Origin of the sequence: Sinorhizobium sp. NFACC03, from assembly GCF_900103435.1 — a bacterium.
GTDB lineage: Bacteria > Pseudomonadota > Alphaproteobacteria > Rhizobiales > Rhizobiaceae > Ensifer.
In genome coordinates this window covers 1-13298 of the sequence record NZ_FMXF01000016.1, presented here as the reverse complement: position 1 = coordinate 13298, position 13298 = coordinate 1, and the positions used below count along the sequence as shown (strand labels likewise).

General features: G+C 60.2%; 19 protein-coding genes and 3 pseudogenes. 14 read left to right on the top strand and 8 right to left on the bottom strand.

Translation table 11 applies throughout. The features are described from left to right. The first annotated feature begins 36 nt into the window (after positions 1–36). The 3 genes and pseudogenes from BLU35_RS19720 to BLU35_RS19710 form a co-directional block, all read left to right on the top strand. Positions 37–600: a GcrA family cell cycle regulator gene (locus BLU35_RS19720; RefSeq protein ID WP_093234154.1), complete on the top strand. Its 564-nt coding sequence runs from the start codon at positions 37–39 to the stop codon at positions 598–600. Continuing rightward, entirely contained in the window at positions 597–1226 is a 630-nt protein-coding gene (locus BLU35_RS19715; protein ID WP_093234152.1) for a HupE/UreJ family protein, read from the top strand. Before BLU35_RS19720 ends, BLU35_RS19715 begins: the two co-directional genes overlap by 4 nt. A gap of 157 nt (positions 1227–1383) precedes the next feature. Next, positions 1384–2004, top strand: a pseudogene (locus BLU35_RS19710) (SDR family oxidoreductase); the annotation flags it as partial. Between the two features lie 26 nt (positions 2005–2030). On the opposite strand, the gene BLU35_RS19705 reads toward BLU35_RS19710, so the two are convergent. After that, positions 2031–2894 carry a LysR substrate-binding domain-containing protein gene (locus tag BLU35_RS19705; protein WP_093234150.1) on the bottom strand — a complete coding sequence of 288 codons (864 nt, stop codon included), beginning with the start codon at positions 2892–2894 and terminating at the stop codon, positions 2031–2033. A 109-nt stretch (positions 2895–3003) separates the two neighbouring features. On the opposite strand from BLU35_RS19705, the gene BLU35_RS19700 reads away from it, so the two are divergent. The 3 genes from BLU35_RS19700 (at position 3004) to BLU35_RS19690 (ending at position 4528) form a co-directional block, all read left to right on the top strand. Continuing rightward, the gene (locus tag BLU35_RS19700) at positions 3004–3414 is read left to right on the top strand and encodes a tautomerase family protein (protein WP_093234149.1); all 411 of its coding nucleotides are present in this window, start codon (positions 3004–3006) and stop codon (positions 3412–3414) included. A gap of 163 nt (positions 3415–3577) precedes the next feature. Further along, the gene (locus BLU35_RS19695) at positions 3578–3862 is read left to right on the top strand and encodes a hypothetical protein (RefSeq protein ID WP_093234147.1); all 285 of its coding nucleotides are present in this window, start codon (positions 3578–3580) and stop codon (positions 3860–3862) included. 147 nt (positions 3863–4009) lie between these two features. Further along, positions 4010–4528 (top strand): sigma-70 family RNA polymerase sigma factor, encoded by a 519-nt coding sequence (locus BLU35_RS19690; RefSeq protein ID WP_093234144.1) that lies wholly within the window; start codon positions 4010–4012, stop codon positions 4526–4528. A gap of 15 nt (positions 4529–4543) precedes the next feature. On the opposite strand, the gene BLU35_RS36845 is transcribed toward BLU35_RS19690, so the two are convergent. From BLU35_RS36845 to BLU35_RS19660, 6 genes and pseudogenes are all read right to left on the bottom strand, one after another. Next, positions 4544–5203 (bottom strand): HD domain-containing protein, encoded by a 660-nt coding sequence (locus tag BLU35_RS36845; RefSeq protein WP_093234142.1) that lies wholly within the window; start codon positions 5201–5203, stop codon positions 4544–4546. Between the two features lie 2 nt (positions 5204–5205). Beyond that, positions 5206–5637, bottom strand: coding sequence for a CBS domain-containing protein (locus BLU35_RS19680; protein WP_093234140.1), 432 nt, complete (start codon positions 5635–5637; stop codon positions 5206–5208). A 135-nt stretch (positions 5638–5772) separates the two neighbouring features. Next, a pseudogene (locus BLU35_RS36160) lies at positions 5773–5881 on the bottom strand (DUF2934 domain-containing protein); the annotation flags it as partial. A 421-nt stretch (positions 5882–6302) separates the two neighbouring features. Then, the gene (locus tag BLU35_RS19670; RefSeq protein ID WP_093234136.1) at positions 6303–6917 is read right to left on the bottom strand and encodes a response regulator; all 615 of its coding nucleotides are present in this window, start codon (positions 6915–6917) and stop codon (positions 6303–6305) included. Next, positions 6914–7114, bottom strand: coding sequence for a hypothetical protein (locus BLU35_RS35050; RefSeq protein ID WP_143032956.1), 201 nt, complete (start codon positions 7112–7114; stop codon positions 6914–6916). Before BLU35_RS35050 ends, BLU35_RS19670 begins: the two co-directional genes overlap by 4 nt. A 160-nt stretch (positions 7115–7274) precedes the next feature. Beyond that, entirely contained in the window at positions 7275–7517 is a 243-nt protein-coding gene (locus BLU35_RS19660; RefSeq protein WP_286161563.1) for a hypothetical protein, read from the bottom strand. 287 nt (positions 7518–7804) lie between these two features. On the opposite strand from BLU35_RS19660, the gene BLU35_RS19655 reads away from it, so the two are divergent. The 6 genes from BLU35_RS19655 to BLU35_RS19630 all read left to right on the top strand — a co-directional run bounded on the left by BLU35_RS19655 (position 7805) and on the right by BLU35_RS19630 (position 10525). Next, on the top strand, positions 7805–8089 hold the full coding sequence (locus tag BLU35_RS19655; RefSeq protein WP_093234129.1) for a DUF1236 domain-containing protein: 285 nt from the start codon (positions 7805–7807) through the stop codon (positions 8087–8089). Positions 8090–8127: 38 nt separating this feature from the next. Beyond that, positions 8128–8283 carry a DUF3309 family protein gene (locus BLU35_RS19650; protein WP_082663635.1) on the top strand — a complete coding sequence of 52 codons (156 nt, stop codon included), beginning with the start codon at positions 8128–8130 and terminating at the stop codon, positions 8281–8283. Further along, positions 8284–9315: a DNA topoisomerase IB gene (locus BLU35_RS19645; RefSeq protein WP_093234128.1), complete on the top strand. Its 1032-nt coding sequence runs from the start codon at positions 8284–8286 to the stop codon at positions 9313–9315. Positions 9316–9529: 214 nt separating this feature from the next. Further along, complete coding sequence (locus tag BLU35_RS19640; RefSeq protein WP_093234126.1) at positions 9530–9835, top strand: hypothetical protein; 306 nt, start codon at positions 9530–9532, stop codon at positions 9833–9835. Between the two features lie 61 nt (positions 9836–9896). Beyond that, on the top strand, positions 9897–10109 hold the full coding sequence (locus BLU35_RS19635; protein WP_143032955.1) for a hypothetical protein: 213 nt from the start codon (positions 9897–9899) through the stop codon (positions 10107–10109). Between the two features lie 191 nt (positions 10110–10300). Next, positions 10301–10525 (top strand): hypothetical protein, encoded by a 225-nt coding sequence (locus BLU35_RS19630; protein WP_093234123.1) that lies wholly within the window; start codon positions 10301–10303, stop codon positions 10523–10525. Between the two features lie 20 nt (positions 10526–10545). On the opposite strand, the gene BLU35_RS19625 is transcribed toward BLU35_RS19630, so the two are convergent. After that, positions 10546–11598 carry a PAS domain S-box protein gene (locus tag BLU35_RS19625; protein WP_176907323.1) on the bottom strand — a complete coding sequence of 351 codons (1053 nt, stop codon included), beginning with the start codon at positions 11596–11598 and terminating at the stop codon, positions 10546–10548. 469 nt (positions 11599–12067) lie between these two features. Between BLU35_RS19625 and BLU35_RS19620 the strand changes: the two genes are divergently transcribed. Further along, positions 12068–12271, top strand: a complete 204-nt coding sequence (locus BLU35_RS19620; protein ID WP_057252190.1) for a CsbD family protein — start codon at positions 12068–12070, stop codon at positions 12269–12271. 629 nt (positions 12272–12900) lie between these two features. Continuing rightward, a pseudogene (locus BLU35_RS19615) lies at positions 12901–13298 on the top strand (hypothetical protein); the annotation flags it as partial.

The following is a 13298-nucleotide window of genomic DNA, read 5'->3' as shown; positions in this document are numbered from 1 at the left end:
GTCGGAAAACCGAACGAACAAGAAATAGAACAGTCCATGTCCGAGACGAAAAATACCTGGAGCGACGATCGCATTGAGCGTCTGACACAACTTTGGTCCGAGGGATTGAGCGCCAGCCAGATCGCGCACGAGCTTGGCGGCGTCACCCGCAATGCCGTTATCGGTAAGGTCCATCGTCTCGGCCTGCCCGGGCGCGCCAAAACGTCAATCAAGTCTGTTCGCAAGGAAGCCCGCGCCGTCGATCAGGCACCAGCTCCCGCCAGACCCCGGACGATCCGCGCCAGCGTCGTAGGAAATACAGCTCTCGTGATTGCCGCCGGCGAGATCGTGGAACAGCCTCTTCTCGCTTCGACCCCAGAGCCCTCGCACGTCATTCCCATTACCGGGCGTCTGACGCTCATGGAACTCGGGCCGTCGACCTGCCGGTGGCCGATGGGCGATCCGCGCTCAGCCGATTTCCGTTTCTGCGGCGCCAGAATTGCGCCTGGAACGAATTATTGCTCGGCCCACGCTTGCCTCGCCCACCAACCTCGCTCCAGCGGCCCGCCTGGCCTAGGCGCATCTCGCTTTCAATCGCCATTCCTCAGGAAATCAACTTGAACACTCGCAACAGCAAGAGCTCGCGCTGGCGAGCCCCGAGCGCGCCGGCGCTCGCACTCATAGCGTCGATCCTCAGCACGCGTTCGGCCGACGCCCATGTCCTCGGCGGTGCCTTTGGCGGCTTCGGCAGCGGCTTTCAGCATCCAATCCTCGGCTTAGACCATTTTCTCGCGATGGCCGCTGTCGGCATCTGGGGCGCCCAGCTTGGTGGCCGCTCCGTCTGGACTCTGCCGGTGACGTTCCCGCTGATCATGTGCATCGGTGGCATCATCGGCATGTCGGACGCGCTTCGGCTCCCCTATGTCGAGGCCGTCATTGCCCTGTCCGTCATCACACTCGGTGTCGCGATCGCGTTGCGCTGGCGACCGCCGGAAGCAGTCTCGATCGTCGTCGTTGCCGTCTTCGCGATCTTCCATGGATACGCCCATGGCGTTGAACTCCCGTTGGCGGCCGATCCCGCTGCCTATGCCGTCGGCTTCGTCGTCGCCACCGGCTTGATCCACGTCTTCGGCATTCTCCTCGGCCTGGGCGTCGAGCGGTTCTATCGCGGGACGGCCACGCGCGGCGTCGGCGGGGCCATCACGGCATGCGGCCTCTACTTCCTTTTCGCGGTGGGTGGCTTTTGATCAAACGGCTTTCCCCCGCACAAACCCAAGCGCTGATCTTCTTTTCCGCGGCACCGGCGTTTGTCACGGCGTCGCAGCTCATCCCCCATGAATTCTTTTCCCCGAGCTGGGCGCGCTGTTCACTCTGTCGGTCTACGATGTCGCCCTTGCGATGATCGGGCTCGGCCTGAATTCGGCACAGCTCCCCGGCGATCGATTCTCGTTGCCGCTGATCGATGTCTTGACAGATGCGGCAAAGATTGTCGACGCGGCGATAGCGGGGATGGGGCAGCTTGACATCCTGATCCATGCGGTGGGCGAGCGCGGCCGGCGTGGCACCGACGCCATGGATTCCGCCTCCTTTGCGGCTCTGATCAACGCGGATTTGACGGCGGCCTACGGGATGGCGAAGGCGGCGCTTCCTTACCTTCGCCGTTCGGTTTCCGGGCGGCTGATCTTCGTTACCTCCATCGCCGCCTTCGCCGCGCGCCCTGGAGACCCAGCCTACACCGCCGCAAAAGGCGGCCTTGATGCACTCACTCGCTCGCTTGCAGTCGAGCTCGGCTCCGACACGTTGACGGTCAACGCTATCGCGCCTGGCTGGTTCGCGACAGAGACCAATGCGGCACTTGCCGCCGATCCGGCGCTCCAGGCTTTCGTTGACGTCCGCATTCCCCTGAAACGCTGGGGCCGACCGGAAGAGATCGCGCCGGCTGCCGTGTTCCTGGCTTCGCCCGCTGCAAGCTTCGTCAACGGCATTACACTGACCGTCGATGGCGGCATGACCGTGCAAATGTAGCTGCCGTTGGCCCCACCGAGATAATATCAAGGCCTGCTGCTCTCGTTCGGCAATCCTTCTGCGAGAAGCATCGCGAGACTGGAGGCGGCCTGGTCCGCCTTCGGCTTGAGCCGCAGGCTGAACTCCGCTTTCGGCAACGCCGGCAACGAGAGGGCTTGGGGCGCGACGGCGACCCCCTCGCCTACAAATCGCGCAGTCCGTGCCGTGATCGCGATGCCGCTGCGGACCGCAGCACGTAACCCGGAAAGGCTCGGACTGGTCGCCGCGATACGATAGGCAAAGCCGGCGTCTTCGAGCGCACTGGTGGCCGCCGAGCGAAACCCGCAGGGCGGGTCCAATACCGCAATCGGAAGCTCACCACCGGCGGGAACCGGATCAGCCGATGCGGATAACCACAGCATCGGTTCGCTCAGCATCGCGATCTCGTCCGGTTGCGCGCCGTCCCGCATGACGATCAGGACATCGATCGCTCCTTGGTCGTAGCCTGCCGTCAGCTCCCGGGAGCGCCCGACCCGCAGATCGAGGCGCACGCGCGGATGTGTGCGCGCAAAGAGACGTAAGAGATCAGGCAGATTGCTGTCGGCAAAGTCCTGGGTGCAGCCGAGCGTCAGGCGACCATCGGCCTTCGCGCCCTTTAGGCTGAGCCACGCATCCCGATGGACTTCGAGAATCCGCCGCGCATGAACGAGCAGTTCCTCCCCAGCCGGCGTGAGGACACGTCCTCTTCCCGACGGGGCGAGCAGCGGTTCTCCCACCATTGCCTCCAACCGCTGCATCTGAGCGGTGACAGCGGAAGCGGTGCGGCCCACTGCGGCAGCCGCGTGAGCAAGCGAGCCGCCTTCGGCAAAGGCGAGGAACGTTCGGAGCAGGTCGGGATCGAAAGCTTGCATACTTCATAATAATCGAAGCATTTATATTAAACAATTCGATTTTTATTCATGAAATAAGATGACACATTGAGTTCAACAACGGATCTCAATTCACCAAAAGGAGCTTTCCATGCCTATCATCAACATCACGGTCAGCGGCAAGGCCGACGCGGCTCTGTCTTCCCGGATCGCAGCTGCGGTCAGCGAGCTGACGGCCACACACCTGCGCAAAGACCCGACGATCACTGCGATCGCCGTCGCCTACATCGATCCTGCCCATTGGTTCGCCGGCGGCACGTCGTTGGCGGAGCAGGACTTGAACAGCTTCTGGCTGGACATCAAAGTCGTCGACGGGACAAACACGAAGCCGGAAATGGCTGCCTATCTGGAGGCGGTATACGGCCGCTTCGAACAACTGCTCGGCAAGCTGCATTCGGAGAGCTACATTCTCGTGCACGAGGTGCCGGCCGCCGCCTACGGCTACGGCGGCAAGACGCAAGAGTTTCGATACATCAGCGGGAAGCTGAACGTCACCGCATAGCAGCGGACATTCTCTCATCTGGCGACCCCTCCGCGCAGTCCCGAATTGCGCGGAGGGGTCGCCAGTTGCATCACGAGGCAAAATGGGAGCGCCGGATGGCAGGGAACCATCGCTTGGCAAGGCCGTTCGACGCTGAACTGACACCGGTAACGGAGGGCCGATCATGGTGGATTCGGTCCGGCAGACGAGCACTTTTGACAATGATGACGACGATGGAAAGCATGGGCGGCGTTCATCAACGATTTTGCCCGAACACCCGTTCCTGCTGCTCTATTGGAGCGCGATCATAAACGGCATGCTCGCAGGCCCCCTCATCGCCATCATGACGATGATGGCCGCCAATCGTCACGTCATGGCCCAGCTCAAGGCGCCCTGGTGGATGTTGACGCGCGGCGGCGCGACTGCCTTGGTGATGCTGGCTGCAACGGCCGGAATGTTCTTGCTCTAGGAGGGCGGCCGAGTGCTTGGCGAAGCGATGACGGTTCCGCTACTTCCCTTCGGTTTCATCCCCGGCGCTCGTAGCGGAGGCGGAACATAAAGGCCAACCACGCATTGTTAAAACAGCAACAAAACGATCCCGAAAGGCAGTTTCCCCATGCCTTCCACCCTCAAGAAGGAAGAGCATACGCAGCCGCTGGAAACCCAGGTCGTAGATCTCATTCCGGCGTTGCGAGCGTTTGCACGCACATTTGTCACCTCCAGCTTCGAGGCGGACGATCTCCTGCAGGAAACGCTTTTTCGCGCGCTGCGGGGTATCGATGGTTTCGAGCCCGGCACAAATTTGAAGTCGTGGCTCTTCACCATCATGCACAATGCGTTCCGCACCCAGTACAAGTTGCGCCGGCGCGAAGCGCCAGGCGTCATCGATTGCGCAGAATTGCCGATACCCATGGCGCCGCCGCAAGAGTGGTATGTGCTGAACTGCGAATTGCGCACTGCGCTCGAAACGCTGGCCCCCGTCCATCGGGAGGTCCTGGTCCTCGTCGCCGGCTACGGCCTGAGCTACAAGGAGGCCGCCGATATCTGCGACTGCGCCGTTGGAACCATCAAGAGCAGGCTCAGCCGAGCTCGTGACGAGCTCGCCTATCGCATGAACGGCGTGCCGGTTGAATGAACCGGCACGTTCGGATCACTGCATGAAAATCAAATAGAACGCACCGACGATCGCCAGGCCGAAAAGAACGACGAGAGATCGTTTCGCGACACGAGCGGTATACTGGCTACGAAGTGCGCGGCGAGCGGCATCAATGCGGGCAAGCCGCGCTTCGCTCGTCAGGTCTGCATCGCCGGGCTCGAGGCCCGCCGCCGCTTCCTGCTTATCGCTGACCACTTCTTCAAGCAGGTGCAGCCTGCGCCTGTATTCGGCGCCGCTTTTGCCTTGGCGTTCAAGCTGGACAAGATTGTCGCCGAGATCCGCCCGCTTCACCTCACGCGTAAGCAGGTTGGCGGCGGCACGGATCGTCAACGCATCCTTCGTTTCACCAGGCCGCCGCGTCAGACATTCGACGGCGGCAACGACCTCTGGCGAAAAGCCGGAATCCAGCAGCCTTTCAGCTGTCCATCCCGGCGACTTTTCCAGGACATCGTGCAGGAAGGCAACGGTCTTGGTCTTGTCACCCTGAACGGCATCGGCAACACGTTGACAATGCCGTATATACGGTTCACCCGCCTTGTCGCGCTGGCCGGCGTGGGCGTGAACAGCGACTTCTCGCGCCCAAGCATGCTCCTCGGGCGCCGACAGCAGGACTGGGGAGCGCCATAGTGAGCGTCGATCGCGGGTGTCTGCCATCGTTATGGCCTTTGGTTGTGAGCGCCCCCCGGAGCGGTCACGCCTTTGAGGCCGATGCCCGCGAGCGCAGGATCGCGACGCGCCGCATCAGCCAGCGAAACGATGCCAACGAGGCGCTTGTTGCGATCGACGACCGGCAGGCGGCGCACCTGCTCGTCGCCCATGTTGCGGGCAACCTCGGACACGTCTTCGTCGTCAAAGCAGTATTTGACGTCGGCAGTCATGATATCGCCGACGCGGGTCTTGTCGTCGCGACCATCCGCGACACAGCGTACGACGATATCGCGGTCGGTGATCATCCCGACCAGGCGATCGTTATCCCTGACCGGCAGGAAGCCGATGTCGTTATCAGCCATCTCCCGCGCAACCGTTGAGATCGTGTCGTCCGGGCTGGCAATGTGAACGTCCCTTGTCATGATTTCGGCAATTCGCATGAGAGTTCTCCTTCCGCGTTCAGGATTCATCGGCGGGGCGACCGGCCTTTCCGTGCGGAGCCGTCGACGGCGCAACAAGGGTTCCTGTATCGTCGTCGGCTTCTTGCGTGGGATGGGGGCGCTCACGCTCAGCCAGTTCGCGGCTTGCCTGTTCCCAATGTCGCTCGTCCTGCCCCTCGGGCCGTCCCTCGCTTTCCCATATCGCATAGGCACGCCGGCGAATGAGTTCATCCTTGTCGTCCATGACACTGACCTCCTCAAGTGTTGCTCTGCAAACTCTGAAAACATGGATTTGTTCCGTTTCCGCCTTGGCGGATTTCCGCGCCGACAAGGGTTCTGTGACAATGCCGGAATCCGTCCATCCCGCGCCAGCCGGATCTGTCCGATACCCTCGAAAGCGCCGCCCGCAACGATCCTCGAAAACTTCTCGGAACCATGCGGGAAAACGCCGGTTCTTCATGGAAACGAGGAGAGCGAAATGAGCCCGAGCCCATATAGACCCGGCCAGCAGCCGCCCCCAGTACCAGAGCCGAACCGGACACCGCGCCCGATCGAGGAACCAGAACCCGAAGATCTGCCGGATGAAAAGCGAACGCCCAACCCGGACGAAGTCCGTGAACCACCCATTCACACCCACCCATCATGGTAACCGGGTATGGTCGCTCTCAGTTCGGCCCGTATGGGCCTTCGCTGTAAATGTTCGTCATCAACTCATGTAGCCACATGTCGAGCGGCTGTGCTCTCTCTCTCGTGGCAGCCAAGGCAATCGCACGTTCGAGTGTGCGCTCGACGAGATAATCGGCCGCCTTGACGCTCGACATCAGCACCCTGGCCCGGAGACGCAGGCCAGGAACGAGATCTGTAACGAGTTGATCGGACAGGCCACCGTAGATTGGGGCAAGGGTCGACACATTCATGAGGTATTGCTCAAAAACGGCGCTCACCAGGTCTGAGGAGCTAGCGCATTTGCTAAGACGTGCCGCCGACCCGAACCGCTCCGGAAGGCCCACATCATCGTAGCCGCTGAAGAAGATCAAGGGCACCGAACGGCGCGTGAGCTCATCCGCTACGGGAAAGACCAACTCTCCGTTCAGGTTGATGTCGAGGATAGCAACCTGAATATCGTCCGCCTTCGACAGGCTCTTCAAGGTTTCTTGCACCGTAGGTGTGGGGCCAATGATGGTCGCCCCGGCCCGCTCGAGCCACAGGGCGATGTCATTTGCGACAAAGAACTCATCCTCCGCCACCAGCACCCGCAAATGCTGCAGGCCCGGCATCATTGTTCGTCCTCGGTATTTCTGTCCACCTCAATTGCGGCTCGCCGGGAATCGAGAGCCCTCTGCAGCCTGTTGGCGAGTATCAACAGCCGGTCCGGAACATCATCGACGCGTCCCACGGCCGGCTCGACCGCACGAGGAGCCGGATCGCCCATCAGCAAGCTAACGTTTTCATCATTTGTCTTCTTGCCCGAAGCCATCGCTTCTACCTTGGTCGTTCCTACAGTCCTCTGCCGGGCATGCGCGTCGCCAGTCGTGGCGACACCGTACCAAGGATACGCCCCACAGGAGTGGAAGCCAAGCTTCGCGGCTGCGAGCATGACCGCAGGATGCCCTGGTGCGCAGCACATGCCGCTCACCTCAGTGCCGCGTGTTGCTCTTCGGGACAAATTTGGCGCATTCCACGGCGGCTTCCAACGGCGTGCGCATGGCGGCGACATAATCATCGGTCAACTCCAGCAAAGCGATCGCGATTTCGTCCCACGACCAACCGGCATGTTCGGCAAATTCCGTTAGGAGCCGAAATTGATCGCTCATCGCCAACTGACACTCGAAGCCACGTTCCGCGCCGGCGTCGACATTCGTTTCGATCGTTTTCACCATCGTTCCTCCTGTTCGACAAATAAACTCGGAGGACGACCGCGGGTTCCGGCCAAGTTGATCGACCGGCCACAGTCCATCGAACCGGACCCGGAACGAAATCGCAAAAAGCGCGATATTTCCGTTGGATAGGCAACAGATGCTGAGCCGCGAATAGACATCGTCACGGCACCCTTGCGGCCGACCGAAGACGCTCGCCCACCCGCCCCGCTCCACCGGTGCTGTTTGCGGCATTTCGGAACCATTCCCGTGCTCGTCGGTTAGTCCCCCGCAAGTTAGGAGGCTTGATCATGAAGAAAATCATCCTAGCAAGTGTATTCGCGGCCCTCGCCTTCGGCGGTATCGCCGTGGCGCAGACAACCGTCGTTGTGCCCGGTGAAGTCAAGACATACGTCCTCGAGCAGAGCAGCCCTTCCGTAGTCTATCAGGGCGACCTGGTGGTCGGAACGCGCCTTCCCGACACCGTCGAGATTCATACGATCCCGGATCAGCCTACCTATGGCTACGTGGTCCTTAACGACCGGAGAGTGCTCATCAATCCGCAGACCCGCGAGGTCATCGAGGTCCTGCAATGATTATCAACCAAGGGCATGAATAGCGGAAGGACAGTAAGATGCTTGGAACCGTACTGCTGATCATCCTGATCCTGCTGCTGGTCGGCGCATTTCCCGCATGGCCCCATTCTTCGAGTTGGGGCTACGGGCCGTCCGGTCTCCTGGGCGTTCTGGTCGTCGTCCTGTTGGTCCTCTTGTTGATGGGGCGGATCTGATTGGAGATAGGCCAGAGTGCATCATCGGCTGAGCCCGACCTTGTTTACGTTTCAGACAAGGAACCGGGCTACAGCCGGTCGCGCACGGCGAACGGCTTTTGTTATCGACGTCCGAACGGCGCGCCCCTGAAGAACCCCAGCATCATTGCGCGTATCGAAGCGCTTGGATTACCGCCAGCCTACGACCGTGTCTGGATCTGCATGAATAAGAACGGTCACCTTCAGGCGACCGGCTATGATGCGCGCGGGCGGAAGCAATATCGCTATCACGATGCCTGGCAGAAATTGCGAAGCCGCGCCAAGTACGATCAACTTCCAACCTTTGCCAAAGTGCTTCCGCGGATACGCCGAACCGTCCGCAGACAGATGAATGGGTCGATTGACGATCCGACCACAATTCTTGCGGTATTGACTGCCTTGCTCGACCAAGCGCCACTTCGCATCGGGAATTCGAGCTACGTGGAACAGAATGGCAGCTACGGCGCCGTTACGCTTCTCAAGCGACATCTCAGGATCCGCGACGGGCGCATCGAGCTGAACTTCAAGGGCAAGGGTGGGCAGCGGATCCGAAGGCGGCTGCGCAATCCCCGTCTACAGCGGATTCTGGAGGAGATTGCAGAGCTTCCCGGGCGGCAGCTCTTCGTGTCAGTTGGGCCCGACGGCAAGGCGAAACCTATCGAGTCCGGCCGTTTCAATCGTTACCTTGCCGATATTTCCGGTACCCCGATCTCCGCCAAGACGTTCAGAACCTGGGCGGGAAGCGTTGCTGCCTTTGCTGTCGCGCGACAAGCCCTGCAGGAGGGCCGGCACCCGACAGTCAAGCAAATGTGCGAGGCGGCCGCGGAAGTCCTCCACAACACGCCTGCTGTTTGCCGCAAGAGCTATGTCCATCCGGCCGTTCTCGCTCTTTCAAATCCGGGGGAAACAATCCCGCGTGGAAGCAGCAAGGGGAAGGCGGCTAACGGCCTTCGAACTGATGAAGCCCAGTTTGCTCGATTTCTGAGACGGCGCGGACCGAAAAAGTCGCAATAGAGCCCCCGATGCCGCGCATGAGTACCGCCTTGTTGGCGCTCCCGCTCAAAAACTGGTTCGATCGGGCGTCCGTGATCCGGAGGCTCTGAAGCTCACGGCCGGATAACAACGAAGATCAATTGCGGCCTTCCGTGCCGCACGTTAACCCAGCGAAATCAAATGCCGGGAACCAATTGCGGTCTAGCCGGTTCGGCTGCCGGAGGAGTGCACGGTGATGAGCAAGGAAGCGCCGACGCTCGATGCTGGACCACACAACCAGCTTTATCTCGATGCGGATGCGTATGCGCATCGGCTCGAAGACCAATTGGTAATGCTGCGGCAAATGGCGAAAGGGCTCGAACACGAGATCGACGCAATCCGTGCGGATGCGAGCGCCGTCGTTCGCGCGGCGCCAGGCATCAACCGCGCCAAGGTGATCAAAGCGCTCGTTGCCGACAATCGGAAGAAGCTTCTCCGCCTGCAATCCTACCTGGTGATGCTGGAGGAACGTGTGGGCCGCGAGGCGATCAATTCCGATTGAGCGCTGTTTGCGACAGCCCCTGTTGCCGAAGGTACTCGCCCCTCATCCACGGAGGTGGAAAATGCCTAGATTGTTGCGTTTTCTCTTTTGGCACCTGTCGACCGGTTTCCTGCTGGGCGCAATGACCGCTCTGGTGATCGTTGCCCAGAACCCTCAGGTGCTTGGACACAATGGCTCAATCGAACCCGTCGCCCTGCTCATGCAGATCTTCGCCTTCGGCGCTTCGTTCGCCATGGGCAGTCTCGGCACGGCGCTGATGGGGAAGATCGACTGACCAAATCGACCGACCGCCCCTCGCCTAGCACCCTGATGATGCGACAGCATCAAACCGCCTCTTCCGTCGCGATCGAAGGTTTCTACAGGGAACAAAAAGCCGTTTGGAGCACTTCGGCACTGTTACACAGTGTCCCACAGGTCGGCGCTGCGAAGCGAACACCGACATCAAAGGGCATCAGGAGGTCTGAGATGGCACAGCACCACCCCGCTTCCCCGTCCGCACCTGCAAAACGGGGGCGCGCGAAGATCATCAATCCGTCGGAATCCGTTTATTACGGGCATTACGACCTCGCGGAATTCATTGCCGAATACGGTTTGACGCCCTTGGTCGCGCGCGAGATTTTCGGGCGTGTTGGACCAGCGCGCAGTGATCTCGACAAGTACATGAACGAACGTCGCCACCTGACAGGATGACGGCGCGAACCGCAGAGCCGCTATGACCCATCGGTCGGGCGTGGCTCCGCGGCGGTCTGGTATGGCTCCAGGAAACGCTCCGCCTGTCCCGCCAGTCGCCACCGGAGCTCCCCGTCGCCGCACACGACATCCACCGTCGCGCAGAGTGCTTGCGCCACAATGCGCCTGAGCACAACGGCTCCGAACCCGGACTGCGGAAAACTCGGACCTTTGCTGCCCGCTGCGACCCGCTCTTCCCATGTAATCGAGAAGCCTCGGATCGGCCCCCGTTGGGCAAGCGCCCAGTGCACAGAGATCGATCCGGTTCGGTTTTTCAGGACACCGCTTCGCAGCGAATTCAGCGCCAGTTCGTGGAACGCCATGCCGAGATTCTCGATCGCGACTGGTACCAACGCGAGAGACGGCCCTGCAATCTCATAGGTGTCACCCGGATAGAAGGGCGCCATCTGTGTCTCGACGAGGTCACCGAGATCGGCCCCCTTCCAGTCGGCCGACGCAATCAAATCGTGAGAGGCCGCCAATGCCCAGATACGCTCTTCGAGACGTTTTTGGAAAATGGCGGCATTGGCTGCCTCGCTGCGGCTCTGCCTGATCATTGCAAGGATGATTGCGTACTGGTTCCGAACCCGGTGGTTGACCTCACGCAGGAGAAGGCGAATGCGCCGTTCCTTCTCTTTGGTCGACGTAATGTCACGGGCAACCACCGACACTCCCACGATCTTGCCCACGCCGTTTCGAATAGGCGAGACCGTCAGCGAAACGGTAACGTAGCTTCCAGCTTTGCGTTGGCGTACCGTCTCGAACGGCTCGATCGGCTCCCCTCGCCTCAGGCGGTCGTGCAGTCTCATCTCTTCTTCGTGAAGATGCGGCGGGATAATGGCGAGGATGGACTGCCCCATCATTTCGTCTGCCATGTAGCCGAAGAGCCGCTCCGCGGCCCTGTTCCAAGTGCGGACAGTGCCGTCCAGATCGTTGCTGACGATGGCATCGAAAGACGATTCCACGATCGCAGCGAAACGCGCCCGAAGGACATCGTCGGCGACTGCGCCCTCATCGAATAGGCGTGACGGCATCGGTTCTGCTCGCTTCCGACCAGGCATTCATTTGCGGATTCGTGCTACCTGACCCAACTAGTACGTCCCACTTTCGAAAATGTTCCGCTGCGCGGAAATTCGAACTACTTTTATGGGGACCCCTTCTGCGCCGGCGCAGCGTGTCCTGGTCGACCATGCGCGGTCTCGCATTGGCTAGTTCGACTGCCACGTTGGTCGCAGACTTGGCGCTCCGCCCTTGATAAGCCTTGGACTTGCTTTGGCCAGATTGAGTGGCTTCACCCTAATGGGAAGGCTGCTCGCTGCCAGCCTTGCTGCTCCCCTATTCTGACATTGGGTTGCATCGTTCTGCTCTGCCGTACCACCTTGTTCCTGGATTTGGCTCTCGGCGGTTCCGGCTTTCTTTCGGTCAGTCTTTTGTGGGCCTGGCGAGAACCAATTCGGTCTCCGCGAGTTGGAGTGACGTCTGTAAATTGAGGAGGATCCTAGAATGGACTGGAACCGTATCGAAGGAAATTGGAAGCAGGTCAAAGGCAAGATCAAGGAGCAGTGGGGCAAACTCACCGACGATGATCTGGATCAGATCGCCGGTAACCGCGAGCAACTCGAAGGCCGAATTCAGGAGCTTTACGGGATCGAACGAGACCGCGTTCGTCGCGAAGTTGATGACTGGTACGGTCGCCAAACCTGGTAGTTCGAAGGCGATATGGCCGCCCCGGTCAAAAGGATAGCCGGGCGCGGCCATCTTCTTCGCTACCCCGGGGTCTTTTCCAGTTAACGAATTCTGCCGTGGGCTCCGATGCGCTTCGCGCGTTGTAGGGGTCATGGCGTTGCAGGCGCCAATATAGTCTGTCGGAAGTCCGTTCAATGCCATCCCGGGTTCGACTCGTTTAGGTCTAATTCTACTTGGCACAAGCTTCAGCGTGAGATTATCCTAATGCAACTATCGCGTCATACCTTCACCGGCCGCAGACGTGGCTCCAAAGTGGGAGGGGACATGATGTTGCCATCCTGGCGGCATTGCACCAATCTGCGCAGCTTATGGGTGGGTTGATGAAGAGCCTCTCTTATGACTTGCTTCGCGGAAGCGGATCTACAAACCCACTAACTGCCATGGAGCACACTACTGCCCGCTTGACTTCGAGGATCACCTCCGTTTCTTCTTTAGTTCGTATTCTTCTAGGGAATTGGGTCTCGTTCCCATAACCCGAAATGTTTGTGCCAACTTAGAGCACCAAATTGATAACTCGATGTGGCGGGACAGATAGAAAGTCGACTTATATTTGATATGATTATCTTTTTTGCGGCCGGAAACGAGTGAAAATGAGCGAAATCCGTTCGCTTGAACGCGCGGACATCCCAGCGATCGCAGGCATGTTCCAGCGGGTGTTCCGCAACGACCAGGGCACACCGCCGCCGGCACTTGCCGATTACATGCAGCAGCTTTACCTCGATGCGCCCGGCTGCGATCCGCAGATACGCCCCCTCGTGCACGTGAACGACAAGGGCGTCATTTCCGGATTTGTCGGCGTCAACGTCCTGCCAATGGTGCTGAATGGCCGCCGGCTGCGCGCGGCCATCTGCGGCTCGCTGATGGTCGAGGATCGCGAGAACGATCCCCTGGCCGGAGCGCGCATCCTCAAGGCCTTTCTGGCCGGACCACAGGATCTTTCCTTCAGCGAAACCGCAAGCGACGTCTCGATGCAGATGTGGACACGGCT

What these genes read in the sequence shown, in the direction of transcription:
- BLU35_RS19720 (WP_093234154.1), top strand. Translation starts at nt 37, where the DNA reads ATGTCCGAGACGAAAAATACCTGGAGCGACGATCGCATTGAGCGTCTG.
- BLU35_RS19705 (WP_093234150.1), bottom strand. Translation starts at nt 2,894, where the DNA reads ATGCAAGCTTTCGATCCCGACCTGCTCCGAACGTTCCTCGCCTTTGCC.
- BLU35_RS19700 (WP_093234149.1), top strand. Translation starts at nt 3,004, where the DNA reads ATGCCTATCATCAACATCACGGTCAGCGGCAAGGCCGACGCGGCTCTG.
- BLU35_RS19695 (WP_093234147.1), top strand. Translation starts at nt 3,578, where the DNA reads ATGGTGGATTCGGTCCGGCAGACGAGCACTTTTGACAATGATGACGAC.
- BLU35_RS19690 (WP_093234144.1), top strand. Translation starts at nt 4,010, where the DNA reads ATGCCTTCCACCCTCAAGAAGGAAGAGCATACGCAGCCGCTGGAAACC.
- BLU35_RS36845 (WP_093234142.1), bottom strand. Translation starts at nt 5,203, where the DNA reads ATGGCAGACACCCGCGATCGACGCTCACTATGGCGCTCCCCAGTCCTG.
- BLU35_RS19680 (WP_093234140.1), bottom strand. Translation starts at nt 5,637, where the DNA reads ATGCGAATTGCCGAAATCATGACAAGGGACGTTCACATTGCCAGCCCG.
- BLU35_RS19670 (WP_093234136.1), bottom strand. Translation starts at nt 6,917, where the DNA reads ATGATGCCGGGCCTGCAGCATTTGCGGGTGCTGGTGGCGGAGGATGAG.
- BLU35_RS35050 (WP_143032956.1), bottom strand. Translation starts at nt 7,114, where the DNA reads ATGGCTTCGGGCAAGAAGACAAATGATGAAAACGTTAGCTTGCTGATG.
- BLU35_RS19660 (WP_286161563.1), bottom strand. Translation starts at nt 7,517, where the DNA reads ATGGTGAAAACGATCGAAACGAATGTCGACGCCGGCGCGGAACGTGGC.
- BLU35_RS19655 (WP_093234129.1), top strand. Translation starts at nt 7,805, where the DNA reads ATGAAGAAAATCATCCTAGCAAGTGTATTCGCGGCCCTCGCCTTCGGC.
- BLU35_RS19650 (WP_082663635.1), top strand. Translation starts at nt 8,128, where the DNA reads ATGCTTGGAACCGTACTGCTGATCATCCTGATCCTGCTGCTGGTCGGC.
- BLU35_RS19640 (WP_093234126.1), top strand. Translation starts at nt 9,530, where the DNA reads ATGAGCAAGGAAGCGCCGACGCTCGATGCTGGACCACACAACCAGCTT.
- BLU35_RS19635 (WP_143032955.1), top strand. Translation starts at nt 9,897, where the DNA reads ATGCCTAGATTGTTGCGTTTTCTCTTTTGGCACCTGTCGACCGGTTTC.
- BLU35_RS19630 (WP_093234123.1), top strand. Translation starts at nt 10,301, where the DNA reads ATGGCACAGCACCACCCCGCTTCCCCGTCCGCACCTGCAAAACGGGGG.
- BLU35_RS19625 (WP_176907323.1), bottom strand. Translation starts at nt 11,598, where the DNA reads ATGCCGTCACGCCTATTCGATGAGGGCGCAGTCGCCGACGATGTCCTT.
- BLU35_RS19620 (WP_057252190.1), top strand. Translation starts at nt 12,068, where the DNA reads ATGGACTGGAACCGTATCGAAGGAAATTGGAAGCAGGTCAAAGGCAAG.